Source organism: Pseudomonas cyclaminis (assembly GCF_015163715.1).
GTDB lineage: Bacteria > Pseudomonadota > Gammaproteobacteria > Pseudomonadales > Pseudomonadaceae > Aquipseudomonas > Aquipseudomonas cyclaminis.
On the sequence record NZ_JADDUM010000136.1, the window covers coordinates 1 to 24694 of the forward strand.

23 protein-coding genes and 3 pseudogenes are annotated in these 24694 nt (G+C 60.8%); 23 read left to right on the plus strand and 3 right to left on the minus strand.

The annotated features are described in order from the left end of the window. The 3 genes and pseudogenes from araG to IQK56_RS17195 form a co-directional block, all read left to right on the plus strand. A pseudogene (gene araG, locus IQK56_RS31200) lies at positions 1–162 on the plus strand (L-arabinose ABC transporter ATP-binding protein AraG); the annotation flags it as partial. A 9-nt stretch (positions 163–171) separates the two neighbouring features. After that, complete coding sequence (araH, locus tag IQK56_RS17190) at positions 172–1140, plus strand: L-arabinose ABC transporter permease AraH (RefSeq protein WP_112194770.1); 969 nt, start codon at positions 172–174, stop codon at positions 1138–1140. Positions 1141–1225: 85 nt separating this feature from the next. Beyond that, positions 1226–2029, plus strand: coding sequence for an IclR family transcriptional regulator (locus IQK56_RS17195; protein WP_150676370.1), 804 nt, complete (start codon positions 1226–1228; stop codon positions 2027–2029). Here the strand turns inward: IQK56_RS17195 and IQK56_RS17200 are convergent, their stop codons facing one another. Beyond that, complete coding sequence (locus IQK56_RS17200) at positions 2030–3082, minus strand: NAD(P)-dependent alcohol dehydrogenase (RefSeq protein ID WP_032887416.1); 1053 nt, start codon at positions 3080–3082, stop codon at positions 2030–2032. A gap of 224 nt (positions 3083–3306) precedes the next feature. On the opposite strand from IQK56_RS17200, the gene IQK56_RS17205 reads away from it, so the two are divergent. Further along, positions 3307–4200, plus strand: coding sequence for an AraC family transcriptional regulator (locus IQK56_RS17205; RefSeq protein WP_122309981.1), 894 nt, complete (start codon positions 3307–3309; stop codon positions 4198–4200). Here the strand turns inward: IQK56_RS17205 and IQK56_RS17210 are convergent. Beyond that, complete coding sequence (locus IQK56_RS17210; RefSeq protein WP_150676368.1) at positions 4197–5588, minus strand: aminotransferase-like domain-containing protein; 1392 nt, start codon at positions 5586–5588, stop codon at positions 4197–4199. The genes IQK56_RS17205 and IQK56_RS17210 overlap by 4 nt on opposite strands. 348 nt (positions 5589–5936) lie before the next feature. Between IQK56_RS17210 and IQK56_RS17215 the strand changes: the two are divergent. The 5 genes and pseudogenes from IQK56_RS17215 to glyA all read left to right on the plus strand — a co-directional run bounded on the left by IQK56_RS17215 (position 5937) and on the right by glyA (position 11358). After that, positions 5937–7141, plus strand: a pseudogene (locus IQK56_RS17215) (benzoate/H(+) symporter BenE family transporter). Further along, entirely contained in the window at positions 7138–8310 is a 1173-nt protein-coding gene (locus IQK56_RS17220; protein WP_193863520.1) for an NAD(P)/FAD-dependent oxidoreductase, read from the plus strand. Before IQK56_RS17215 ends, IQK56_RS17220 begins: the two are co-directional and overlap by 4 nt. A gap of 30 nt (positions 8311–8340) precedes the next feature. Then, on the plus strand, positions 8341–8772 hold the full coding sequence (locus IQK56_RS17225; protein ID WP_099582754.1) for a Rid family detoxifying hydrolase: 432 nt from the start codon (positions 8341–8343) through the stop codon (positions 8770–8772). Positions 8773–8867: 95 nt separating this feature from the next. Next, complete coding sequence (gene thrC, locus IQK56_RS17230; protein WP_122306178.1) at positions 8868–10109, plus strand: threonine synthase; 1242 nt, start codon at positions 8868–8870, stop codon at positions 10107–10109. A gap of 10 nt (positions 10110–10119) precedes the next feature. Beyond that, positions 10120–11358, plus strand: a complete 1239-nt coding sequence (gene glyA, locus IQK56_RS17235) for a serine hydroxymethyltransferase (protein ID WP_122306179.1) — start codon at positions 10120–10122, stop codon at positions 11356–11358. A 58-nt stretch (positions 11359–11416) separates the two neighbouring features. On the opposite strand, the gene IQK56_RS17240 is transcribed toward glyA, so the two are convergent. Then, positions 11417–13081 carry an electron transfer flavoprotein-ubiquinone oxidoreductase gene (locus IQK56_RS17240; protein WP_122306180.1) on the minus strand — a complete coding sequence of 555 codons (1665 nt, stop codon included), beginning with the start codon at positions 13079–13081 and terminating at the stop codon, positions 11417–11419. 505 nt (positions 13082–13586) lie between these two features. Here IQK56_RS17240 and IQK56_RS17245 point away from each other — a divergent pair. From IQK56_RS17245 to IQK56_RS17310, 14 genes and pseudogenes are all read left to right on the plus strand, one after another. Continuing rightward, entirely contained in the window at positions 13587–14336 is a 750-nt protein-coding gene (locus IQK56_RS17245) for an electron transfer flavoprotein subunit beta/FixA family protein (protein WP_099582750.1), read from the plus strand. A 2-nt stretch (positions 14337–14338) separates the two neighbouring features. Next, positions 14339–15268, plus strand: coding sequence for an electron transfer flavoprotein subunit alpha/FixB family protein (locus tag IQK56_RS17250; protein ID WP_193901763.1), 930 nt, complete (start codon positions 14339–14341; stop codon positions 15266–15268). An 83-nt stretch (positions 15269–15351) separates the two neighbouring features. Further along, a complete protein-coding gene (locus IQK56_RS17255; RefSeq protein ID WP_193864153.1) occupies positions 15352–16167 on the plus strand; it encodes a substrate-binding periplasmic protein in 816 nt (271 codons plus the stop codon). Positions 16168–16176: 9 nt separating this feature from the next. Beyond that, entirely contained in the window at positions 16177–16539 is a 363-nt protein-coding gene (locus IQK56_RS17260; RefSeq protein ID WP_193864154.1) for a DUF4398 domain-containing protein, read from the plus strand. Continuing rightward, positions 16536–17351, plus strand: coding sequence for an OmpA family protein (locus tag IQK56_RS17265; RefSeq protein WP_122306184.1), 816 nt, complete (start codon positions 16536–16538; stop codon positions 17349–17351). Before IQK56_RS17260 ends, IQK56_RS17265 begins: the two co-directional genes overlap by 4 nt. A 208-nt stretch (positions 17352–17559) precedes the next feature. Further along, positions 17560–18999: an aminotransferase-like domain-containing protein gene (locus IQK56_RS17270; RefSeq protein ID WP_099582745.1), complete on the plus strand. Its 1440-nt coding sequence runs from the start codon at positions 17560–17562 to the stop codon at positions 18997–18999. Positions 19000–19103: 104 nt separating this feature from the next. Continuing rightward, positions 19104–19595: a translation initiation factor 2 gene (locus IQK56_RS17275; RefSeq protein WP_122306185.1), complete on the plus strand. Its 492-nt coding sequence runs from the start codon at positions 19104–19106 to the stop codon at positions 19593–19595. Between the two features lie 162 nt (positions 19596–19757). Further along, positions 19758–20012 (plus strand): YkgJ family cysteine cluster protein, encoded by a 255-nt coding sequence (locus IQK56_RS17280; RefSeq protein WP_032887441.1) that lies wholly within the window; start codon positions 19758–19760, stop codon positions 20010–20012. Positions 20013–20053: 41 nt separating this feature from the next. Next, positions 20054–20659, plus strand: coding sequence for an START domain-containing protein (locus IQK56_RS17285; protein ID WP_122306186.1), 606 nt, complete (start codon positions 20054–20056; stop codon positions 20657–20659). Between the two features lie 103 nt (positions 20660–20762). Further along, a complete protein-coding gene (locus IQK56_RS17290) occupies positions 20763–20999 on the plus strand; it encodes a hypothetical protein (RefSeq protein WP_150761565.1) in 237 nt (78 codons plus the stop codon). A gap of 216 nt (positions 21000–21215) precedes the next feature. Beyond that, entirely contained in the window at positions 21216–21557 is a 342-nt protein-coding gene (locus IQK56_RS17295; protein ID WP_015885395.1) for a ribonuclease E inhibitor RraB, read from the plus strand. 456 nt (positions 21558–22013) lie between these two features. Next, positions 22014–23423 (plus strand): circularly permuted type 2 ATP-grasp protein, encoded by a 1410-nt coding sequence (locus IQK56_RS17300; protein WP_122306187.1) that lies wholly within the window; start codon positions 22014–22016, stop codon positions 23421–23423. Positions 23424–23428: 5 nt separating this feature from the next. After that, a complete protein-coding gene (locus tag IQK56_RS17305) occupies positions 23429–24379 on the plus strand; it encodes an alpha-E domain-containing protein (RefSeq protein WP_065909369.1) in 951 nt (316 codons plus the stop codon). Continuing rightward, positions 24376–24694 (plus strand): annotated as a pseudogene (locus IQK56_RS17310) (transglutaminase N-terminal domain-containing protein); the annotation flags it as partial. The gene IQK56_RS17305 and the pseudogene IQK56_RS17310, both read left to right, overlap by 4 nt.

A 24694-nucleotide genomic window follows, 5' to 3' on the forward strand; every position in this document is an offset into this window, starting at 1 on the left:
ATTGCGGTGATTGTGGTGTCCAGCGATTTGATGGAAGTGATGGGGATTTCCGACCGCATCCTGGTGCTGTGCGAAGGCGCCCTGCGCGGTGAGCAAACCCGTGAACACGCCACTGAATCCAACCTGCTGCAGCTGGCCCTGCCGCGCCGCGTGACGAACTGAGAGACGACCATGACCACTCAAAACAACGCGTTGCCAACCGCACGCAAACCCCTCGATATGCGCGCACTGCTCGACAACTGGGCGATGCTGTTGGCGGCGGTGGGCATCTTTGTGCTGTGCGCCTTGCTGATCGACAACTTCCTCTCACCGCTGAACATGCGCGGCCTGGGCCTGGCGATTTCCACCGTGGGCATCGCCGCGTGCACCATGCTGTTCTGCCTGGCGTCGGGGCACTTCGACTTGTCGGTGGGCTCGGTGATTGCCTGCGCTGGCGTGGTCGCAGCTATCGTCATGCGCGACACCGAAAGCGTGATGCTCGGCATCGGCGCCGCACTGCTGATGGGCCTGATCGTCGGGCTGATCAACGGCATTGTCATCGCCAAGCTGCGGGTCAACGCGTTGATCACCACCTTGGCCACGATGCAGATCGTGCGCGGCCTGGCCTACATCTTTGCCGACGGCAAGGCGGTCGGCGTGTCCCAGGAGCAGTTCTTCGTGTTCGGCAACGGCCAGTTGTTCGGCGTGCCGGTGCCGATCCTGATCACCATCGTGTGCTTCGTGTTTTTCGGCTGGCTGCTCAACTACACCACCTACGGACGCAACACCATGGCCATCGGCGGCAACCCGGAAGCGGCGCTATTGGCCGGGGTGAACGTTGACCGCACCAAGATCCTGATCTTCGCCGTACACGGCTTGATCGGCGCGCTGGCCGGAGTGATCCTCGCCTCGCGCATGACCTCGGGCCAACCGATGATCGGCCAGGGTTTCGAACTGACGGTGATCTCGGCGTGCGTGCTGGGCGGGGTGTCGTTGAGCGGCGGGATTGGCATGATCCGGCATGTGATTGCCGGGGTGTTGATCTTGGCGATCATCGAGAACGCGATGAACCTGAAGAACATCGACACGTTTTATCAGTACGTCATTCGCGGCTCGATCCTGCTGCTGGCCGTGGTCATCGACCGCATGAAACAACGCTGATCCCTCCCACATTTGGATCTCAACTGTATTGGCGCTCAGCATTTGCCATAATGGCGCCGTTTTCGTACTACCCAATAGGCCTGATATGCAGGAAAACGCCCACACCCCCGTCAAAGACACCGCCCCCACCGGCACCCAGACCCTGTTGCGTGGCCTGGGCGTGGTGCAGGCAGTGGCGGCCGGTGCGCGGGATCTGAAAGAGATCGCCAGGCGCATCGGCACCACGCGCAGCACCACCCACCGCCTGGCCAGTTGCCTGGTGGACGAGCGTTACCTGCGCGTGGTGCCACAAGTCGGTTACCTGCTGGGGCCGAAGTTGATCGAGCTGGGGTTCCAGGCCCGTGAAGAGCTGCCGTTGGTGAGCCTGGCGGTGCCGTACCTGGACGAGTTGTCGGCGTTGACCGGCGACACCATCCACCTGGCAATTCGCGAATACGACGACGTGCTGTACCTGCACAAGAACCCAGGCCGTAATGGCCCGGAGATGCGTTCGCGGGTCGGCCATCGCATGCCGCTGGCGCGCACGGGCGTGGGCAAGGCAATGCTGCTGGACGACACGGTGCAAGAGTGGCAACGCTTGTACGAAACCAGCCTGCCGGCGGGTGGAAAAAACTTGCAGTGGCCGCAGCACCCGGAACAATCCTGGGCACAGTTCGAGCAGCGCATGCATGAATACGTGGTGGGCGGGTATGCGTTCGATCTGGAAGACAACGAACCGTCGATCCGTTGCGTCGCGGCACCGGTGCGCGATGCCAGCCGGCGAATCGTCGCCGGCATCAGCATCGCCAGTACCGTGCCCTACATGCCGCTGGAGAAAATGGCCGAGCTGATCCCTGTGATCAAACAGGTCGCAGCGCGGCTGTCAGCGGAGTTGGGCGCGAAGGCCTGATCAGACCTTCAGGGTCGCCATGTCGATGACAAAGCGGTACTTCACATCACCGGCGATCATGCGGGCGTAGGCCTCGTTGATCTGGCGGATGTCGAGCATTTCGATGTCGCAGGTGATGCCATGCTCGGCGCAGAAATCCAGGACTTCCTGGGTTTCGGCAATGCCACCGATCAGCGAGCCGGCAAGTACCTTACGGCCGAGTACCAGTTTGGCGGCGTTCACCGGCGGGTCTACCGGCTCGATCAAACCGACCAGAATGTGCACGCCATCAAAGCGCAGCACGTCGAGGTAGGGGTTGAGGTCGTGCTGCACAGGGATGGTGTCCAGCAGGAAGTCGAAGTGCCCGGCAGCGGCTTTCATCTGTTCGGCGTCGGTGGACACGATCACATGATCGGCGCCCTGGCGACGGCCTTCTTCAGCCTTGCTCGCCGAGCGGGTGAACAGCGTGACTTCCGCGCCCATGGCCTTGGCGAACTTGATGCCCATGTGGCCCAGGCCGCCCATGCCCAGAATTCCGACTTTATCGCCGGCCTTCACGCCGTAGTGCTTGAGCGGCGAGTACGTGGTGATGCCGGCGCACAGTATCGGCGCGGCGCTGGCCAGGTCGAGCTTGGCCGGAATCTTCACCACAAAGTGCTCGCTGACCACAATGCTGTCGGAATAGCCGCCCATGGTATTGCTGCCGTCCACGCGGTCCGGGGTGGCGTAGGTCATGGTCGGGCCTTCGAGGCAGTATTGCTCCAGGTCCGATTTGCACGCTTCACAGTGACGGCACGAATCGACCATGCAGCCCACGCCGACCAGGTCGCCGACTTTGTGCGCGGTGACGCTGGCGCCGACGGCAGTGACCTTGCCGACAATCTCGTGGCCCGGCATCAGCGGGTACACGGCGATGCCCCATTCGTTGCGTGCCTGGTGGATGTCGGAGTGGCAGACGCCGCAGTACATAATCTCGATCGCCACGTCATCGGCGCGCGGGCTGCGGCGTTCAAACGACATGGGGGCGAGGGGAGTGGTGGCCGACTGGGCGGCATAACCGATGGCGGTGTACATGATGAAACCTCGCAAAAAGCAGTGACAAGTGAGGCGGGCCATTCTCCCCATCGACCGTCGGGGCGGCCATGGCGATTGCTCCGAGTCTCATGCCTAAAGCTCCGAAGGGCAGCGAAAAGCGGCAAGCTCCAAGCTGCAAGCTATAAACTGCGTACCTTCTTGCAGCTTGTGGCTTGATGCTTGCCACCCTGCGCTGAGTCGTGAATTTTCTGAGAGCTGTTTTTATGTTGTTGACCCGCCATCTCGATGCCAACGCCACGCTGGTTTCCCTGATTGAGGGGCTCACGCCCTGTGACGGTTTTTCGCCAACCCACCTGCCCGGTGTAAAGGTGCTGCGCGCCAGTTGTGATGTGGCGCGTGGGCCGCAGATCTATGAGCCGAGCCTGATGTTCGTGGCCCAAGGCAGCAAACTCGCGTACCTGGGGCCGCGGACCCTGGAGTATGGCGCCGGGCATTACCTGATCCAGGCGATGCCGGTGCCGTTCGAGTGCGAGACATTCGCCATGGCGCCCGGCGCGCCGCTGTTGGGGGTGTCGGTGGGGATCGACCGTGTGGTGCTGGGGGAGTTGGTGATGGCCATGGGTATGCAGGCCGGCCCGCCGCCGACGGCGCAAACCCTGGAGTCGATGAGTTCGGTAGTGCTCGATGAGGCCATGCGCGGTTGCGTCGAGCGGCTGTTGCAGTGCCTGCACGATCCGCTGGAAAGCCGGATCATGGGCCCGGCGCGGGTGCGCGAATTGTTGTTCACCGCGTTGCGCGGGCCGCAGGCGGATGTGCTGCGTGCGTTGGTGGAGCAGCAGGGGCAATTTTCGCGGATTGCCACGTCGTTGAGTCACCTGCATGCCCATTTTGCCGAACCGCTGAATATCGAGACGTTGGCCGGGTATGCGCACATGAGTGCGTCGACCTTCCACGAGCACTTCAAGCGCTGCACCTTACTGTCGCCGGTGCAGTACCTCAAGCGCCTGCGCCTGCTCAAGGCCCAGCAATTGCTGCTGGTCGAAGGCATGGGCGTAGCCCAGGCAGCGCACAATGTGGGCTATCAGAGCACGTCGCAGTTCAGCCGCGAATACAAGCGCTACTTCGAGCGCAATCCGGGCGAAGAGCGCGCAGCCTAGTAGTAACGTCGCGGGTCGGAATCGATCAGGCTGGCCAATTTGGTCAGGGCGAAACGCAACTCGTCCTGGCTGGTGGGCGACATCAGTACCAGCCGCACACTGCGCGTGACCCCGGAACGTTCGGCCTGGAACTGCGTGCCACTGAGCACCAGCACTCCATTGGCCCGCGCCAGCATGGTGAATTCGTCAGCGGTCCAGGGCTCGGGCAGCGTCAGCCACACATGGTAGGAATACGGCTGGGTCTTGAGTTCGTAATTGGCGAAGATCTCCTGGGCAATCGCCTGGCGCCCGGCGGCTTCGTTGCGCTGGATGCGGATCAGCTTTTTGTCCAGGCCTTCGGTGACGACATTGCTGGCCAGTTGCGCCGTCAGTGGCGATGGCATCCACACACTGCTGCGGACCATTGAGGTCAGGCGTGACAGCAGTTTTGGCGGGCTGTACAGGTAGCCGATACGCAGCGCCGGCATCACCGACTTCGACAGGCTGGTCAGGTACACCGAACGGTCCGGGGCAAACGCCGACAGGGGTTTGATGGACGGATCGGTGGCGAGAAAACCGTAGATGTCGTCGTCGAGGATGATGAAGTCGAACTCTTCGGCCAGCGCCGCGATTTGCGCCCGGCGCTTTTGCGACATGATCGCCGCCGTCGGGTTCTGGCAGGTTGCCACGCACACCAGCATCGCTGGTTTTTCGCGCTGGCACAGTTCGCGCAATGCCTCGGGGATGATGCCTTCATCATCCATCGGCACGCCCCGCAGGCGGCGCTCCAGGCCATGGGCCAGGGAGATGATGCCGGGGTAGCAAAGTTCTTCGCAGAGCACCAGGTCGCCGGCGTTGGTCAGGGCGCTCATTGCCACCATCAAGCCGTGCTGGGCGCCGGCGGTGATGATCACTTGCTGCCACTGCGCGTCGGGCAACGAATGCCGCAACCACTGTGCACCCGCCTCGCGATGCGCCGGATGGCCGCCATCCGGGGCGTAGTCCAGGGCACGGGCGAAATCGGTGCTCTTGGCCATGCCCACCAGCGCGTCGCGCAGCCAGTATTCCAGGGTTTCGCTGTAGGGCTTGATGATCGACAGGTCGAGCAGTTCGGACTGCCCCAGGTTCAACGGCATCGACGCGCTATTACTCGCCGGCAACTCCAGCTGCTTTTGATTGAGCACATACGTCCCGCGCCCCACTTCACCCTGCACCAGGCGACGGCGCTGGGCTTCGCTGTACGCGCGGCTGATGGTGCCCGGCGTGACATTCAGGGTCGTGGCCAGCTCCCGCAGGGTCGGCAGGCGATCGCCTTCGTTCAATACACCGTTGCCGATATCGCGTGCCAACGCATCGGCAATCGACAAATACATCGGCTGGCCGAATTCGCTTAGCTGGGGAACCCACATGAATGATCACTGCCCATCGTAGAAATGATGAATATCCGAGCATATCACAGGGAGGTTAGGCAACTAATAAATCGACACAATCGATAAATTGAGTCGATTGATGCCGTGATTGAATCGATGTTGATCGCCAGGTTCAGATATTTTTTGATTTTTTAATCACCTTATAAATCAATCGATTAACTGCTTAATAGTGGAAAAACCGGCGTCAGCGGCAAAAAAACATCTCGTAACAACCTCGTCAGCTATTGAATCAACTCAATTCCTTCAAATACACTCATCTCGAATCGAAGCAATCGACTCAATCTTCCCCTGTTCACCGCCGGCCCCGCCGCGCCAAGTCGAGACATCATGGACACAATCAGAAAGGATCTATCCCTGTCAGCCGTCATTGCGGGCTTTATTGCCGTGATCATTTCCTATGCCGGCCCCTTGATCATCGTGTTCCAGGCGGCCAAGGAAGCGCACCTGCCCAATGACGTGGTGTCTTCGTGGATCTGGGCGATTTCCATCGGCAGCGGCATCACCGGCCTGTTTCTCAGCTGGCGCCTGCGGGTTCCGGTGATTACCGCGTGGTCCACACCCGGTGCGGCATTGCTGGTGTCGATGCTGCCGACGGTCACGCTGCCACAGGCTATCGGCGCGTATGTGGTCGCCTCGGTGATCATTGCCGTGGTGGGCTTGTCCGGCGCCTTCGACAAGTTGATGAGTCGTCTGCCCAAGGCCATCGCGGCCGCCATGCTTGCGGGCATCCTGTTTCGCTTCGGCGCCGAGCTGTTCACCTCGATCAAGCTGCAACCCGCGTTGGTGCTGGCGATGATCGCGGCGTACCTGATTTTCAAACGTCTATCGCCGCGCTACGCGATTCTGTCGGTGCTGATTATCGGCTGTGCGGTCGCCGCCTCGTTTGGAGAGCTGAACAGCACGGCAATCACCATCGCCGTGGCACACCCGGTGTTTATCGCGCCGCAGTGGAGCTGGCACGCCATCATCAACATCGGCCTGCCGCTGGCGCTGGTGACGCTGACCGGGCAGTACGTGCCAGGCATGGCTGTGTTGCGCACCTCGGGCTACAACACCCCGGCGCGCTCGATCATTTCGGTGACAGCAATTGGTTCGGTGCTGATGGCGCCGTTCGGCTCCCACGGCTTCAACCTGGCCGCGATCACCGCCGCCATCTGCACGGCCGTGAAGCCCACGAAGATCGCGACAAACGCTACATCGCCGGCATCGCCTGCGGAGTGTTCTACATCCTCATGGGTACCTTCGGCGCAACCCTGGCCTCGGTGTTTTCCGCCTTGCCTAAAGAGCTGATTGCGTCCCTCGCCGGGCTGGCACTGTTCGGTGCTATCAGCGCCGGGCTGACCGGCGCGATGGCCGACGAGAAGCAACGGGAAGCCGCGTTGATCACCTTCCTGGTCACCGCCTCGGGCATGAGTTTCCTCGGCCTGGCTGCTGCGTTCTGGGGCTTGATCTTCGGTCTCGTCGCCCACTTCGTGCTGACCTACACCCGCGAAAGCAAGGCCGTCGCGATGGCGGAGGGCAGCCGTCCATGACCGCTCGTTACGATTTCATTGTGGTGGGCGGTGGCATCGCTGGCGTTTCTGCGGCGTATGAGCTGGCGGCCCACGGCAGCGTTTGCCTGCTGGAGCAGGAGCAGCAACTGGCCTATCACACCACCGGCCGCTCGGCGGCGATCTCGATGGAAAGTTACGGCAACCAGCAGATCCGCTCGCTGACCTGCGCTTCCCGAGGCTTTTTCGAGAACCCGCCCGAAGGCCTGGCCGAACACCCGTTGTGGTCGCCACGGGGGGCATTGATCGTGGCGCAAGCGGCGCGAGTGGACAAACTGGCCGCCCGGTTTACCGCCGTACTCGGGCAAGTGCCCACGGCGAAATTCCTCGACGACAAACAGGTGCTCGAACTGGTGCCCTACCTGGCCGAAGGCGCCTGGAGCGCCGGCATCTATGAGCCCAGCGCGTTCGATTTGGATGTGCACGGCATTCATGGCGCCTACCTCGGCGGCCTGCGGGCTCGCGGCGGTGTGGTCAAGCGCGAAGCCGAAGTACTGCGCGGCGAACACCGCAACGGTCACTGGACCTTGCACACCGCGGACGGCCAACGGCTGGAGGCGGCGATCGTGGTCAACGCGGCCGGGGCCTGGGCTGATGAGTTCGCCCAGCGTTGCGGTGTGTCCAAGGTCGGTGTGCGGCCGCTGCGCCGCACGGTGCTGGCGGTGGACCCACAGTGCGACGTGCACCACACACCGTACCTGGGCACGGTGGACGAAGACATTTTCATCAAGCCGGAAGCCGGGCGCCTGATCGTCTCGCCCTGCGATGAAAACCCGTCCCTGCCCTGTGATGCGCTGCCCGACGAGCTGGACCTGGCGATCACCATGGACCGTCTGCAAAGCACCACGCGCCTGCGGCCACGCTCGATCATCAACAAGTGGGCGGGCCTGCGCACTTTTGTCGCTGACCGCTCCCCGGTACTCGGCCAGGACCCGCAGCACGAGAGCTTTATCTGGCTCGCTGCCCTCGGTGGCTACGGCATTCAAGCCGCGCCGGCCATCGCCCGGCTGTGCAGCCACGCCGCACTGGGGATCGCCATGCCGGCGGACCTGGCGGCGCTGCAACTCAACTACCAGCATTTCTCCCCGGCGCGTTGCCGCGACAAGGCGTTTTCCAGCCTGGCCGTCAAACAGGTTGCTGATTTGCACTAACCCTCCACCCACTTCACAAGGAACGTCACCATGCAGACCAACGCTCAACTCCAGTCCGTCGCCAAGCCTTTCCTGGGCGAAGAAAACGTGATCTTCACCGACAAGGCGCCGCTGCCCCTGGGCACGTATTCCCAAGGGATCAAGGTCAGTCACGGGCAAACCATCTACCTGTCCGCACAGACCCCGGTCTCGGCGCTGAACAACGAGGTGCTGGCCCAGGACTTCGAAGGCCAGTTGCGTCAGACCCTGGACAATCTGCAACAAATGGCCGAGGCCGCAGGCGGCACCTTGGCGAACGTGGTCAAGGTCACCGCCTTCATCACGGACTTGAGCGAGTTCCCGACCCTCAACCGAGTGATGGAGGAGTATTTCACCCAGCCATACCCGGCGCGCACCACCGCCGGTGCCAGCGCCCTGGCGCGCAATACCCTGGTCGCCATCGACGCCATCATGGTGGTCTGAAGCCCACTCTCTGAGTGCAGTGCCCGTCGGTCCGGAGCAGTGGGCCGACGTCGGCAGCAAAAGCACCCGCACCGCGTATTTTCAGGGGCTTGGCCATGAAGCATTCGTACAGCGAATATGTGTTGCAGTGCCTGGTCTGCGATCGCAGCTACCAGCCGCATGAGGTCAGTTACTACTGCCCTCATTGCAAAACCGACGGTGCCCTCGATGCGCTTTACGATTACTCGACGCTCAAGCGCGAATGGTCCAGGGACAGCCTGGCCCAAGACCACGCCCGTGGCATGTGGCGCTATGACCGGCTGATGCCGTTGCGTTCGACGCAGTTCATTCCGCCGCTGCTGGTGGGGAACACGCCGCTTTATTCGCGCCCGGAACTGCTCGGCAGGGGCGCGCAGATCAAGGTCTTTATCAAGGATGAATCACGCCAGCCCACCGGCTCGCTGAAAGACCGCGCCAGCGCCCTGGCGGTGGCCCATGCCTTGCAGTCCGGTGCGCGCACCGTGGCGGTGGCCAGTACCGGCAACGCCGCCTCGGCCCTGGCCGGGATGAGTGCCAGCCTGGGTCTGCATAACGTGATTTACCTGCCCAAAAGTGCACCCCGCGAAAAGCTCGCGCAGATGCAGGGTTATGGCGCCGAGATTGTGTTGGTGGACGGTCAATACGACGAAGCCTTCGACCAATGCCTCGACGCCTGCGAAACCCACGGCTGGTACAACCGCACCACCGGGATCAATTCCTACATGAGCGAAGGCAAGAAAACCGTCGCCTTCGAGATGTGCGAGCAACTCAATTGGCAGGTGCCGGACCTGGTGTTCGTGCCGGTCGGCAATGGCTGCATTCTCGGTTCGGTCTACAAGGGTTTCTACGACCTGCTGCAACTGGGCTGGATCGAGCGTATTCCACGGCTGATTGGCGTGCAGGCCGAGCACAGCAACTTTATGTACCGGGCTTGGCGCAGTGAGCGGCCGATGCAGCAGATAGAACGCATTGCGCCGACAAGCCTGGCCAGCAGCATCAATGTGGCCTTGCCGCGTGATCGTCTCAAAGCCATGCGCGCAGTCACGGCCAGCGGCGGCGAGTTCATGTGCGTCAGCGACCCGAGCATTGTCGCGGCGGCGTCCCGCTTGGCCGCCAGCACCGGTGTGTTTCCCGAAGCCGGCGCCGCCAGTGCCTTCGCCGGGCTGCTCAAGTACGCCGAAGCCCACCCTGATACCCCGCAGACCGCTGTGATCCTGATCACCGGCAGCGGTTTGAAAGACACCTCGATTTTTCTCTCCAACTCGACCAGAGGCCAGGCGCGCTTGCAATCCCAGCCCCTGGCCGACCTGCTGACCTAGGAATCCCATCATGAGCCTGCAAAATTTCGACCCCGCCGTTGCCCGCCTGATCGACCGTGAACGCAATCGTCAGGAAACCCACCTGGAGCTGATCGCTTCAGAAAATTATGTGAGCGACGAAGTGCTCCAGGCCCAGGGCTCGGTGCTCACCAACAAATACGCCGAGGGCTATCCGGGCAAGCGCTATTACGGCGGTTGCAAGGTGGTCGACGAGATTGAAAACCTGGCCATCGAACGCGCCCGCAAGCTGTTCAATTGCGAATACGTCAACGTTCAGCCGCATTCCGGGTCGCAGGCCAACCAGGCGGTGTTCCTCGCGGTGCTGGAGCCTGGAGACACCATTCTGGGGATGTCCCTGGCCCACGGCGGTCACTTGACCCATGGCGCCTCGGTGAATTTTTCGGGCAAGTTCTACCAGGCGTTTTCCTACGGCCTGGACCCGGATACCGAGACCCTGGACTACGCCGAAATGGAAGCCCTGGCCCGGCAACACAAACCGAAGATGATCATCGCCGGGGCCTCCGCCTATTCACGCACCCTGGATTTCCAGCGCTTTCGCAAGATCTGCGATGAAGTTGGCGCTTACCTGATGGTGGACATGGCGCACTACGCGGGCTTGATCGCGGCGGGGCTGTACCCATCGCCTGTGGGGATTGCCGACTTCATCACCTCGACCACCCACAAAACCCTGCGCGGCCCGCGGGGTGGACTGATCCTGGCCAAGGCGCAATACGCGGCGCTGCTCGATAAGACCATCTTCCCGGTCTATCAGGGCGGGCCGCTGATGCATGTCATCGCGGCCAAGGCCGTGGCGTTCAACGAGGCGCTGAGCGAGGGGTTCAAGCATTACCAGCAACGGGTGATCGACAACGCCCGCACCATGGCCGATATCCTCACCCGCCGTGGTTTGCGCGTGGTCTCCGGAGGCACTGATTGCCATATGTTCCTGCTCGACCTGCGTGCGATGGACATCACCGGCAAGGATGCCGAGGCCTTGCTGGAGAGTGCGCACATCACGCTGAACAAGAATGCGATCCCCAACGACCCACAAAAACCGGCGATCACCAGCGGCATCCGTATCGGCACCCCGGCGCTGACGACGCGGGGTTTTGGGGAGGCTGAGTGTGCGGAGGTCGCGAATTTGATCGCCGACCTGTTGGAGCAACCGAACAACCCGACGCTGCTTGAGAATACCCGGCGCCGGGTGATGCACCTGTGTGAATGCTTTCCGGTTTACCTGCTGAGCTGATGCAAACAAAAAAGCCAACGCTCTGGAGCGTTGGCTTTTTTTGGTTCAGGCAACCGTCTTACATGTTCGGGTAAGTCGGCCCACCTGCGCCTTCCGGCGTGACCCAGGTGATGTTCTGCGAAGGGTCCTTGATGTCACAGGTCTTGCAGTGCACGCAATTCTGGGCGTTGATCTGGAAGCGTTTCTCGCCGTCTTCCTTGGTAATCACTTCATACACACCGGCCGGGCAGTAGCGTTGCGCCGGTTCATCGTAGAGCGGCAGGTTGGTGCCGATCGGGATGCTCGGATCCTTGAGCTTCAAGTGGCACGGCTGCTCTTCTTCGTGGTTGGTACCGGAGATGAACACCGAGCTCAGCTTGTCGAAGCTCAACTTGCCGTCGGGTTTTGGGTAGTCGATCTTCGTGCTGTCCTTGGCCAGCTTGAGGCAGGCGTAGTCCGGCTTGGTGTCGTGCAGGGTGAACGGCATTTTGCCGCCGAGGATGTTCTGGTCGAACCAGTTGAAGCCGGCGCCGATGATCGGGCCGAACTTGTGCATCGCCGGGCCGAAGTTACGGGTGGCAAACAGTTCTTCGTAGAGCCAGCTGGCTTTGAAACCGTCGACGTAGTTGGTCAGTTCGTCACCGCCTTCGGACTCGGCGAACAGGCGCTCGGCCACCGCGTCGGCGGCGAGCATGCCGGACTTCATGGCGGTGTGGCTGCCTTTGATCTTGGCCACGTTCATGGTGCCCAGGTCGCAGCCGATCAGCGCGCCGCCCTTGAAGACCATTTTCGGCAACGAGTTGATGCCGCCCTTGGCCAGCGCACGTGCGCCGTAGCTGATGCGCTTGCCGCCTTCCAGGTACTGGGCCAGCACCGGGTGATGCTTGAGGCGCTGGAACTCATCGAACGGCGACAGGAAGGTGTTGCTGTAAGACAGGTCGACGATCAGTCCCACGACCACCTGGTTGTTTTCCAGGTGATAAAGGAAGGAACCACCGGTGTTCTCGTTGCTCATGATGTCCAGCGGCCAACCGGCGGTGTGGACCACCAGGCCTGGCTGGTGCTTGGCCGGGTCGATTTCCCAGATTTCCTTGAGGCCGATGCCGTAGTGCTGGGCGTCGGCGTCGCTGTCCAGGTTGAAGCGCTGGATCAGTTGCTTGCCGATATGGCCACGGCAGCCTTCGGCGAACAGCGTGTACTTGCCACGCAGTTCCATGCCGGGGGTGTAGACGCCTTCTTTGGGATGGCCTTCGCGGTCGACGCCGAGGTCACCGGTGATGATCCCGCGCACCACGCCGTTCTCGTCGAACAGCGCTTCCTGGGCGGCGAAGCCTGGGTAGACTTCCACACCCAGGTTCTCGGCCTGCTGGGCGAGCCAGCGGCACAGGTTGCCGAGGGAGATGATGTAGTTGCCTTCGTTGTGCATGGTCTTGGGCACAAAGAAGTCAGGCACCTTGGTGGAGGCTTCGGGGCTGCGCAGTACATAGATGTCGTCGCGCACCACGGGGGTGTTGAGCGGGGCGCCGAGTGCTTTCCAGTCCGGGAACAGTTCGTTCAGGGCGCGTGGTTCAAACACGGCACCGGAGAGGATGTGTGCGCCGACTTCGGAGCCTTTCTCGACCACGCAGACGCTGATTTCCTTACCGGCTTCGGCGGCCTTCTGCTTCAGTCGGCAGGCGGCGGACAGGCCAGCCGGGCCAGCGCCGACGATGACCACGTCGAATTCCATGTATTCGCGTTCCACAGGCTATCTCCTACTCAAGGCTCAACAGGCTTTTTTTCTAATGGGTGGAGGTTCGGTGTCGTCTTGCGGCAACGGCAAGACCCACCTTTCTCTCTAGGTGGCGCATTATATATAGACCACTGTCAGCGTCCAATACAAACGTTTGTTTGAATTGCCCGCAGGCTAGGTAAATCAAAGCAACGCGGCTTATGACTGACCATTTGCCGTATTGACCAGAATAGGCGTTCCGGTCAATATACGGTCGGTTTTGCGCTTACCGTAGGCAGACAGCAGGTTTCAAGAGCACGTCCAAAAGCGAAACAGGTGACGCACGCCTAAACCCCGGCGCGCAGTTTACACGCCGCGATAAAGAATGACCTCTCAGTCACCACTGACGAACGGTCATCATTTCCCGTGAGCAAGGTCATTTGTCCAGGTTTTTGGAGGTGCCCTTGTGTGCCGATGAGCATCAACCGCCAGGTTCGCCTAGGCGACTTTCTTTTCACCGGAGAGTAACGAGGAATCCATGAAGGTTCTTGTAGCTGTCAAACGCGTTGTCGATTACAACGTGAAAGTTCGCGTCAAGGCGGACAATTCCGGCGTCGATCTTGCTAACGTCAAGATGTCGATGAACCCTTTCTGTGAAATCGCCGTGGAAGAAGCCGTACGCCTGAAAGAGAAAGGCGTGGCGACTGAAATCGTCGTGGTTTCCATCGGCCCGACCACTGCCCAGGAGCAACTGCGTACCGCCCTGGCACTGGGCGCCGACCGCGCCGTGCTGGTTGAGTCCGCTGAAGAGCTGACCTCCCTGGCCGTTGCCAAGTTGCTCAAGGCCGTTGTCGACAAGGAACAGCCTTCGCTGGTGATCCTCGGCAAACAAGCCATCGACAGCGACAACAACCAGACTGGCCAGATGCTGGCTGCACTGACCGGTTACGGCCAGGGCACCTTCGCTTCCAAAGTGGAAGTGAGCGGCGACAGCGTTGCCGTGACCCGCGAAATCGACGGCGGCGCGCAGACGGTTTCCCTGAAACTGCCGGCCATCGTCACCACTGACCTGCGTTTGAACGAGCCGCGCTACGCGTCCCTGCCAAACATCATGAAAGCCAAGAAGAAGCCTCTTGAAGTGCTGACTCCGGACGCTTTGGGTGTTTCCACCGCCTCCACCAACAAGACCGTCAAAGTTGAAGCCCCGGCTGCACGCAGCGCGGGCATCAAGGTCAAGTCGGTGGCTGAACTGGTCGAGAAACTGAAAAACGAAGCGAAGGTAATCTGATCATGACTATCTTGGTAATCGCCGAACACGACAACAAAGTGCTGGCCCCGGCCACGCTGAACACCGTGGCTGCTGCTGCCAAAATCGGCGGCGACATCCACGTCCTTGTAGCCGGTCAAGGCACTGGCGCGGTGGCTGAAGCCGCTGCGAAGATTGCTGGCGTGAGCAAAGTCCTCAACGCTGACAACGCCGCTTACGCGCATCAGCTGCCGGAAAATGTTGCGCCATTGGTTGCAGAACTCGGCGCTGGCTACAGCCACATCCTGGCCGCCGCCACCTCCAACGGCAAAAACATCCTGCCACGCGTTGCCGCGCAGCTGGACGTTGACCAGATCTCCGAGATCATCTCGGTTGAAAGCGCTGACACCTTCAAGCGCCCGATCTATGCCGGTAACGCCATTGCCACCGTGCAATCGACCGCTGCCATCAAAGTCATCACCGTGCGCGCCACCGGTTTCGACCCGGTTGCCGCTGAAGGTGGTTCGGCTGCCGTTGAAGCCGTCTCCGCTGCCCACGACGCTGGCACCTCCAGCTTTGTTGGCGAAGAGCTGGCCAAGTCGGATCGTCCTGAGCTGACCGCTGCCAAGATCGTCGTTTCCGGCGGCCGTGGCATGCAGAACGGTGACAACTTCAAGCACCTGTACGCCCTGGCCGACAAGCTGGGCGCTGCGGTCGGCGCTTCCCGCGCTGCCGTCGACGCAGGTTTCGTACCCAACGACATGCAGGTCGGCCAGACCGGCAAAATCGTTGCGCCACAGCTGTACATCGCGGTCGGTATCTCCGGCGCGATCCAGCACTTGGCCGGTATGAAAGACTCCAAAGTGATCGTCGCGATCAACAAGGACGAAGAAGCACCGATCTTCCAGGTGGCTGATTATGGCCTGGTGGCGGACTTGTTCGAAGCCGTACCTGAGTTGGAGAAGCTGGTCTAATCCAGCCGCTTCACTTATAAAGAGCCCGGTCGTGTGACCGGGTTTTTTTTGCCCGGATTTTTGTGAATATCGGAGAAACCGCCATGGAACTGCGCCCTTGGGCCATGCTGCTGGGCCTGTCGCTGCTGCCGAGCCTGACCCTGGCCGCCGGCAAATGCGAGCGCCTGGTCATCACCGGCAGCCCTGACGCACCGCCCTTGCTATGGCGTGATCCCCAGGACCCCACGCACTTGATCGGCGCCACTGCTGACGTGCTGCAATATGTGGCCAAGGACCTTGGGGTGAAAATCGACCTGCTCTACGGCGGCAAGCGTTCCCTGGCCCTGGACGAGGTGCGCAGCGGTCGCATGGACATCCTCGCGGATACGCCGCTGAACCTTGGCGAACTGGACAACCTCGACTACATCCACCCAGCGTTGGTGCAGACCGATTATCTGGTCTGGACGCGCAAGGATTCGGCACTGGCCTACACCACGGCGGCCGACTTGCACGGGCATAAGGGCGCCGTGTCGGAGCGTTCGCGTTTGAGTGCCGGATTTGAAACCTTTGCCAGCGAGCAACTGACCTTGCAGCGTCTGCCAACGTTGACTCCAGCGTTCCAGAAACTGCTGTTGGGGGAAGTGGACTACGTGCTGGCCGGACGCTACTCCGGCATGGCCATGGCCCAGACACTGGGCATGAGCAACGACCTGATCGCCCGCGATATGCCTGTCGACCAGCCGGGCCTGTACCTGGCGATTTCCCACAACTCGGCCTGCAATGATCCTTGGTTACGCGGACAGCTCACCAAAAAGATGACAGAATTGCCCGGGTCTGGTGTGACGGAAGCCGCGCTGCAGCGCAATCTGGAGCGTTGGAAAGCGCAATTGCAACAACCCGTCGGCACCCCAACAAAGTAGGGATTTTCAGTGACTCTTCGACCTTTTTTCGCGGCCCTCGCCGTTGTCGCTCTGGCGGGATGTGCGGCCGATCCTGCGCCGAATGAACAAATCCGCCTTACCCAGCAAGCCCTGGAGCAAGCCAATGCGGTGGGCGCCAGCGCCGATGAATCCCCCGAACTGAAACTGGCCGAAGACAAATTCGCCCAGGCCCAGGCCGACATGGCCGATCAATCCTATAAGGACGCGCGCATGCAGGCCGAGCAGGCCGAGTTGGACGCGCGCCTGGCCGAAGCCCAGGTGCTGACTCGCAAGAGCCAGGAGCAACTGAACGTGTTGAATACCCGCATCACACGCCTGCGCAAGCAATTGCAGTTGGGAGAAGCCCAATGAGCCGGATGATCCGTGGGGTGGGCTGTGCGGTGTTGCTGGGCAGTGCAGTGTTGGGCGGTTGCGCCAGTCACTCGAATGGCGAGCAAGCCTTGCAACAGGCCGGCAGCGATTTCCAGAAGGTCAAGGAAGACGCCAGCGTGCTGCGCATCGCGCCCAAGGACGTGATTCGTGCCGGTGAGTCCCTGGCACGCGCCGACCGCTTGTCCAGCTACTGGGGCAGCGGCGCGGACGTGGTGCATTACGCTTACCTGAGCCAGCGCTACAGTGCCATCGCCCGTGAGCACACTGAGCAGACACTCAACGAAGAACGCGCCGCCAAGCTCGAACTGGAGCGCCAGCGCCTGCAATTGGCCCTGCGAGAAAGCAAGCTGATCAGCGTGCAGCAACAGGGCAAATGGCTGGAAGAGCAAATCGCCAGCCTGACCACCACCCAGACCGATCGCGGTTTGGTGATGACCTTGGGCGATGTGCTGTTCGATACCGGCGAGGCAGAGCTGAAAAACTCGGCCAACCGCACTGTGTTGAAGATCGTGCAGTTCCTGCAACTGAACCCCAAGCGCGTGGTGCGCATCGAGGGTTACGCCGACAATACCGGTGGCCAGCAGGAAAACCTCAAACTGTCCCGCGACCGTGCGCAATCGGTGGCCGATGTGCTGGTGGACCTGGGGATCGATGAAAAACGCATCCAGGTTGAAGGCTATGGCGACCAGTACCCGGTGGAGGCCAATGCGTCCGAGCGGGGCAGGGCGCAGAATCGTCGCGTGGAAATCGTGTTCTCCGACGAGAAGGGCCAACTGGGCGCCGCGCGCTAAAGCCCTGCACCTATCAACACTATGGGAGGGGCGGTGCCCCTCCGATATTTTTCCGCACACACCTGAAAACTCTATCCGCCACCCTTACAGTTTTTACTGTCACTCCCGCCTGCGCTCGACTATTGTGGCAACTGTCCCCGTACACTTCTAAACTGTGCCGGTATGTTTCACACAAAAATAAAATACCCGTGAAATCGAGTGCTGCGTCATGACCAATCTGTTGCTTTACCAACGTATCGCCCAGCAACTGGCTGAGGACATCCGACGCGGTGTCTATCAACCGGGTGAGCGTGTGCCTTCGGTACGCAAGATGAGCTCCCAGCTCAATGTGAGCCACGCCACGGTCTTGCAGGCCTACGCCAACCTGGAAGATCAGGGGCTGATCCGGGCGCGGCCGCAGTCCGGCTACTACGTGCACCAGACGCCGGCCCTCACGGCGCCGACGCCGGACATTGCGCGGGTCGAACGTCCGGGGTTGGTTACCCGCAGCAGCATCATCCAGCAGGTATTGGGCGAGTCGCGCCGCGAAGGTGTGTTCCCGCTGGGTGCCGCCGTGCCGAGTGTCGACTACTTGCCGGTGCGGGCGTTGCACCAGCAACTGGCCAAGGTCACGCGGTTCCAGAGCCCTCGCGCGTTCAGTTACATGTTCAGCCCGGGGTTTGAGCCGCTGCGCCGCCAGGTGGCGATCCGCATGCGCGATGCAGGCGTTGTGGTGGATCCGTCCGAGGTAGTCATCACCCACGGTTGTGTCGATGCATTGCAGATGTCTTTGCGCGTGCTGACGCGTCCTGGCGACTTGATTGCAGCGGAATCACCGACGTATTACGGCTTGCTGCAACTGGCCGACTTGCTGGGTCTCAAAGTCATTGAGATTCCCAGTGATCCGTCCACCGGCATGAGCCTGGAAGCCCTGCAACTCGCTGCGAACCAATGGTCGATCAAGGCCCTGGTGCTGACCACGCGCCTGAGCAACCCCCTGGGCGGCACCATGCCCGAGGAGCGGCAGAAACAGTTGCTGCGCCTGGCCTCGGATTTCGACATTCAGATTGTCGAGGACGATATCTACGGCGAGCTGATGTTCGAAATTGGTCGCACCAAGGCCCTCAAGGCCTACGACCGCCTGGACCGGGTCATCTATTGCTCCAGCTTCTCCAAGACGTTGTCGCCGGGTGTGCGCATCGGCTGGATGATCGCCGGCAAGTACCAGCAGGAAATCCAGCGCCTGCAAATGTTCAGCACCCATTCCGCGTGCAGCGTCACCCAGATGGGCGTGGCGGCGTACCTGGAGAACGGCGGCTACGACCGGCATCTGCGCTATATCCGCCAGGAATATCGCAAGAACCTCAGCGCCTTCCAACTGGCGGTGCAGCAGTATTTTCCCGAAGGCACCCAGATGACCCGTCCGACCGGCGGTTTTATCCTGTGGGTCAGTTTGCCCGGACGGGTCAATACCCAGGAACTGCACGTGCGCGCCCTGCAACAGGGCATCAGCATTGCGCCGGGGTTGATCTTCAGTAATACCGAACAGTTCAACCACTGTATTCGCCTTAACTGCGGCACGCCGTGGAACCGCGAGGCAGAGCGGGCGCTGATGACGTTGGGGATGTTGGCCAGCCAGTTGTGTCAGGAAACCGCAGCAGGACTTTGAGGCGCAGAAAGGGGACAACTCCGATAGCTGGCTAATCACCGGGCTTGTCATGCCGCGCACAACAAGCGAGCATATGGCCCTCTGCCGTTAATGCTGTAGGCAATATGACCTCGATTGTTCGCGCTGCTTTGGTGATTGGCCTGTTGAGCCTGTGCAACGTCAGCACAGTGCTGGCGGCGGCACCTGTGACTGAAAACAAGCCTGCTGCCACGACCGAGCAGAACACTCCCGCGAAACAGCCAAGCGCTGCCAAGCCGGCCGCCGCTACCAAGAAGCAAACCGCCACGGCGAAAAAACGTGCCGCGAAGGCGAAAAAATCCAAGTCGGCCCAGGAGGTCGCGCAAACCAAATTGCCACCGGCACAGTTGGACCTGACACTGCCTTCAGACATGGTCAGGCACCTGCAGCCCCTCGGTACGATGCCCAAGCCCCAGAGCGTGCCGTTGCTGCCGCCGATGTTTGGCGAAAAGCCCACCGACAACAGTGCCTTTCAGATAAACGGCCGTTTGCTCAGCAATGAGATGAAGCTGCAACTGCGCAACGAAGAGCGTCGTGACGTGGAAGGTGCTGCGCTGGAATTCGAGTTCAAGCAGTAAACTTTTCCCGCAGACGTGACGCAGGCCATCGACCATCTGTCGCAGACTGGTCAGTCACGTTTGTTTTGTGCGAAAAACCCCTGTTAGCCCATTTTAAAACGGCTGTTTAAGGGCGTAGTCTAGCCCGGCCATCCCTATTGAGTCGTCGAGGACCTGCTGGTCATGAATTGCCGTGAAGGCTGTGGCGCATGCTGCATCGCCCCCTCCATCAGTTCGCCGTTACCCGGAATGCCCCACGGCAAGCCGGCGGGCGAACGCTGCCTGCACCTGTCGGTCGAACAGCTGTGCCAACTGTTCGGCCAACCGGAGCGCCCGGCGGTGTGCAGTGACTTCAAGGCGGATATCGATGTCTGCGGCACCGACCAGGCCGATGCGATCCGGTTGATCGGCTGGTGGGAGCAGATGACGGCGGCTTGATGGGCTTTACTATCGCAACGTCAACAATAAGGAATACAACAATGGGTTCGCTGAAACGAATGGCTGTGCTGTGCGGGTTTACGGTGTTGTTCGCGGCTACTGCGCAGGCTGAGGATTGGCAAGTCGCCAAGGATGAAGACGGTATCAAGGTGTCGTTGAGCGAAGTCGCCGGCTCCAAGTACAAGGCCTATCGCGGTGTGACGGTGATCAAGGCGCCCGTGGCCAGGATTCAGGCCCTGCAGGAAGATGTGGTCGGTGCCTGTTCGTGGATTCACGAGTGCAAATCCCAGAAATTGGTGGACAGGAAAGGCGATGAGGCTTGGACCTATACTCAATTCAAGGCGCCGTTCCCGGTGACCGATCGCGATTCGTATATCCATGTCACCACCACCAAGAATGCCGATGGCAGCGTAACGCGCACGTTGAAGGGCGTACCGACCTACAAGCCGGAAGAAAAAGGCTACGTGCGTGTGGCCCAAGTTGAAGGCTTCTGGAAACTGGTGCCCAAAGGCGATAACCAGACCGAAGTTACGTATCAGGTCCACACCGAGCCAGGCGGCAGCGTGCCATCGTGGCTGGCCAACAAGTTCGTGGTGGACGCGCCGTTCAACACCTTGAAAGCCCTCAAGGAACACGCCGAGAAGTAAGCGCAGTTGATCCGGTGCCTGTGACCTTGAGTGGAACGTTTGGCGATCCCTCAAGGTCCAGATGGATGTGAGCCCACACATGGGCTTTATCGAGGAGGCACCGATGCAAACGTGGCAAATTACCTTCGTTGATGATCACGGTGAAACGTCCGTGGAGCAGTTCAGCTGCGAACAAAAGCCCAGCCTCGAAGATGCTGCGCACATGATCCGCAGCAAGCTGGTGCCCGTCGCCGCCGAACTCGACCTCAATGACCTTGAGGGCCGCCAGCCCGAGCCTACGGTCAAGATCCTGAAAGACCAGAACAGCATCCAGATCCTCGACATTTCCCCCGCCGCCTGAATATTCCTTGTATGCCATCCAACCGCCTCTGGTGGAGGTGGTAGCTTCGCGCTACTCTGCAAGAGAGATCAGCGAATGAATCGCTAAGGTCTGGTCTTGTCAGCTACATGCTTGTTTTCCCTCAGTGACTTGTTTCATTGCCATAGATTCCGCGCCAGCCGGGCGCGGATTGGGGAAGCACGGAAAGTCTATCCATCGGTTTGAGGAGGACGTTTCATGAGCACAGCCTATCAAGAAGACATCAGCACCAACGTTCTGCGCCGCATGAAAGAAGGCGGCTTCGACTTTTCACGTTTCCACCCCATCGAGTTCTACGCCATTTTCCCGGATGAGGAACGGGCGCGCAGGGCTGCGGGTGAGTTTCGTGGAGAATCCCTGAATGCCCAGGTCAGTGCGCGCGACGATGGCGCCTGGTACCTGGAACTGAGCAAAATCATGTTCGCCACCTACGACGGCATAGGAGACTTCGAGCAAGACTTTGAGGCGGTGGTCGAGCCATTGGGCGGGATTATCGAAGGATGGGGCGTCAAGCAGGAGGTGCGTGGGTTACCCATGTAGCGAGATTGTATGAGTAACGCAGCGTATCGGCTGACCTTAGGGTCGGCCGATTTTGTGTGTGCTGTATGAAAATCCCCGGAACTTGCGCTGCCTTTTCGTGCACCAAAAAAAAAGCCACCCAAAGTGGGTGGCTGAAAGGGAAGACCGAGGAGCCGGTCGGTACACGAGCTGTCACGGTACCGAGTGCGTAAGGGTTAAAGCTGTAGGACACATCCTGTTCAGCTGATGGAGGCGATTATCCGCAGGCTTGGCCGGGCAGTGAAATCAACTCTGACTATGCTGTTGATAGGCAAAGCCTGCATTGCGATGAAGCGTGCAGCAATGCGACGGGCATTCTGCGCACCAGGACGGTGCGGTCAGCTGTTCGCTTATATTTAACTCACTGTTTTTTAAGTGTTTATGCCGCTGGCACGGGCCTTGCGATGGTTCTTGCGTCCGGGTGACAAGGAGTACGGCATGATCCGCACTTATTACGACGAAATGTACGACGGGGCAGGGCAGGTCCGCCCCCATTACCGCGAGTTCGCCCGCTGGTTGGCCGAAACCCCGGCAGAACTTCTGGCCCAGCGCCGGCGTGAAGCCGATTTGCTGTTCCACCGCGCCGGGATCACCTTCACGCTCTACGGGGACGAGCAGGGCACCGAACGCCTGATTCCCTTCGACACCATTCCCCGCAGTATCCCCGCCAGTGAATGGCAAATTGTCGAGCGCGGCTGCATTCAACGGGTCAAGGCGCTGAACATGTTCCTCGCCGACCTGTACCACGGGCAACGCATCATCAAGGCCGGGATCATCCCCGCCGAACAGGTGTTGGCCAACGAGCAATATCAGTTGGCGATGCAGGGCTTGGACCTGCACCGCGATCTTTATTCCCACGTCTCCGGGGTCGATCTCGTACGTGATGGCGACGGCACCTACTACGTGCTGGAAGACAACTTACGCACACCGAGCGGCGTCAGCTACATGCTCGAAGACCGCAAGATGATGATGCGCCTGTTCCCCGAACTGTTCGCCGCCCAGCGTATTGCGCCCATCGACCATTACCCCAACCTGTTGCTCGACACCCTGAAAAGCTCCAGTCCCCTGGATAACCCCAGCGTGGTGGTGCTGACGCCGGGACGCTTCAACAGTGCGTTCTTTGAACATGCGTTCCTCGCCCGGGAAATGGGCGTAGAGCTGGTAGAAGGTGCCGACCTGTTCGTGCGCGATGACCGCGTCTTCATGCGCACCACCGACGGTCCCAAGGCGGTAGACGTGATCTATCGCCGTCTTGATGACGCGTTCCTCGACCCGCTGGCCTTCAACCCGGACTCCATGCTCGGTGTGCCCGGCCTGCTGGCGGCCTATCGCTGCGGCAACGTGGTGCTGGCCAACGCCATCGGCACTGGGGTGGCGGATGACAAGTCGGTGTATCCCTTCGTCACGGAGATGATCCGTTTTTACCTGGATGAAGAACCGATCCTGAAGAACGTTCCTACATTCCAGTGCCGCAAGCCGGACGAATTGTCCCACGTGCTGGCTAACCTGCCGGACCTGGTGGTCAAGGAAACCCAAGGCTCGGGCGGCTACGGCATGCTGGTCGGCCCGGCGTCGACGGCGGCGGAAATCGAAGCGTTTCGTGCGCGCATCAAGGCCAAGCCCCATGCCTATATCGCCCAGCCGACCCTGTGTTTATCCACCTGCCCGACCTTTGTCGAAAACGGCATTGCCCCGCGCCATATCGACCTGCGCCCGTTTGTATTGTCCGGCAAAGAAACCCGCGTGGTGCCCGGCGGCTTGACCCGCGTGGCGCTGCGCGAAGGTTCGCTGGTGGTCAACTCGTCCCAGGGCGGCGGCACCAAAGACACCTGGGTGGTTGAGGACTGAATGCCATGTTGAGTAGAACTGCCTCGGATTTGTATTGGATGTCGCGCTATCTGGAGCGCGCCGAAAACCTCGCGCGCATGCTCGATGTCAGCTATTCGCTGTCGCTGATGCCCCAGGATGGGCGCGGCGATGGCTTGCACGAACTGGCCATGCCGCTGCTGATCACCGGCACTCTGGAGGATTACCGCGAGCGCCACGGTGAATTGCACGCTGAGCACTTGCTGCACTTCTTTGCCCTGGACGCGGCCAACCCGGCGAGCATCTACAGCTGCCTCGGCGCGGCGCGGGCGAGCGCCCATGCGGTGCGTGGGCGAATCACCGCCGACATGTGGGAGAACATCAACGCCACCTGGCTGGATATCCGCGATATCGCCCAGCAAGGCCTGAGTCGCTATGGCATGAGTCGCTTCTGTGAGTGGGTCAAGGAACGCTCCCATCTGTTTCGGGGCGCGACCTACGGCACCATCATGCGCAACGATGCTTTCCGTTTTATTCGGCTGGGCACCTTTATCGAACGCGCCGACAACACCCTGCGACTGCTCGATGCGCGCTATGAAATGGCCGGCGACCGTGCCGAAGCCGTCACCGATGGCACGGCTCACGCTTACTATCAATGGAGCGCGTTGCTGCGGGCGTTGTCGTCGTTCGAGGCCTACACCGAGATCTATCGCGATGCTCCCGGCGCCCGGCAAGTGGCGGAGTTGCTGCTGTTGCGCGCCGATGTGCCGCGCTCACTGCGAGCGTGCAGCGAAGAAATCGACCAGATCCTCGCCAGCCTGCCTGGCCTCAACGGCCGACCGGCCCAGCGCCTGGCCGCCGAGATGGATGCGCGCCTGCGCTTTACGGCCATCGATGAAATCCTCGAGGAAGGCCTGCACGCCTGGCTGACCGACTTTATCCCCTTGGTCCGCCAGTTGGGCGACGCCATCTACAGTTCCTACCTGGAGGCTGCATGAGACTCTCCATCAGTCACGAAACCACCTACCACTACGACGACCAGGTGCGCGCCAGCATCCAGTACCTGCGGCTGACGCCCCATGACAGCGAGCGTCAGCATGTACTCAGTTGGCAACTCGACCTGCCGCGCCCGGTGCGTGCCCAGGTCGACCCCTTCGGCAACATCCTGCATGTGCTGACCCTGGACGAACCCCACGACGCCATCATCATCGGCGCCCGTGGCCAGGTGGATATCGACGAATTACGCGAGGCCGAGATGAGAGTCAGTCGGCGTTCCCGTTCCTGCGTTGCACCCGCCTGACCGAACCGGATGA

Coding starts and splice junctions, on each gene's coding strand:
- IQK56_RS17210 (WP_150676368.1), bottom strand. CDS start 5,588: ATGTGGGTTCCCCAGCTAAGCGAATTCGGCCAGCCGATGTATTTGTCG.
- IQK56_RS17275 (WP_122306185.1), top strand. CDS start 19,104: ATGACCTCGATTGTTCGCGCTGCTTTGGTGATTGGCCTGTTGAGCCTG.
- IQK56_RS17220 (WP_193863520.1), top strand. CDS start 7,138: ATGACCGCTCGTTACGATTTCATTGTGGTGGGCGGTGGCATCGCTGGC.
- IQK56_RS17195 (WP_150676370.1), top strand. CDS start 1,226: ATGCAGGAAAACGCCCACACCCCCGTCAAAGACACCGCCCCCACCGGC.
- IQK56_RS17295 (WP_015885395.1), top strand. CDS start 21,216: ATGAGCACAGCCTATCAAGAAGACATCAGCACCAACGTTCTGCGCCGC.
- IQK56_RS17285 (WP_122306186.1), top strand. CDS start 20,054: ATGGGTTCGCTGAAACGAATGGCTGTGCTGTGCGGGTTTACGGTGTTG.
- IQK56_RS17205 (WP_122309981.1), top strand. CDS start 3,307: ATGTTGTTGACCCGCCATCTCGATGCCAACGCCACGCTGGTTTCCCTG.
- IQK56_RS17245 (WP_099582750.1), top strand. CDS start 13,587: ATGAAGGTTCTTGTAGCTGTCAAACGCGTTGTCGATTACAACGTGAAA.
- IQK56_RS17225 (WP_099582754.1), top strand. CDS start 8,341: ATGCAGACCAACGCTCAACTCCAGTCCGTCGCCAAGCCTTTCCTGGGC.
- IQK56_RS17300 (WP_122306187.1), top strand. CDS start 22,014: ATGATCCGCACTTATTACGACGAAATGTACGACGGGGCAGGGCAGGTC.
- IQK56_RS17250 (WP_193901763.1), top strand. CDS start 14,339: ATGACTATCTTGGTAATCGCCGAACACGACAACAAAGTGCTGGCCCCG.
- IQK56_RS17265 (WP_122306184.1), top strand. CDS start 16,536: ATGAGCCGGATGATCCGTGGGGTGGGCTGTGCGGTGTTGCTGGGCAGT.
- glyA (WP_122306179.1), top strand. CDS start 10,120: ATGAGCCTGCAAAATTTCGACCCCGCCGTTGCCCGCCTGATCGACCGT.
- thrC (WP_122306178.1), top strand. CDS start 8,868: ATGAAGCATTCGTACAGCGAATATGTGTTGCAGTGCCTGGTCTGCGAT.
- IQK56_RS17280 (WP_032887441.1), top strand. CDS start 19,758: ATGAATTGCCGTGAAGGCTGTGGCGCATGCTGCATCGCCCCCTCCATC.
- araH (WP_112194770.1), top strand. CDS start 172: ATGACCACTCAAAACAACGCGTTGCCAACCGCACGCAAACCCCTCGAT.
- IQK56_RS17255 (WP_193864153.1), top strand. CDS start 15,352: ATGGAACTGCGCCCTTGGGCCATGCTGCTGGGCCTGTCGCTGCTGCCG.
- IQK56_RS17270 (WP_099582745.1), top strand. CDS start 17,560: ATGACCAATCTGTTGCTTTACCAACGTATCGCCCAGCAACTGGCTGAG.
- IQK56_RS17305 (WP_065909369.1), top strand. CDS start 23,429: ATGTTGAGTAGAACTGCCTCGGATTTGTATTGGATGTCGCGCTATCTG.
- IQK56_RS17290 (WP_150761565.1), top strand. CDS start 20,763: ATGCAAACGTGGCAAATTACCTTCGTTGATGATCACGGTGAAACGTCC.
- IQK56_RS17200 (WP_032887416.1), bottom strand. CDS start 3,082: ATGTACACCGCCATCGGTTATGCCGCCCAGTCGGCCACCACTCCCCTC.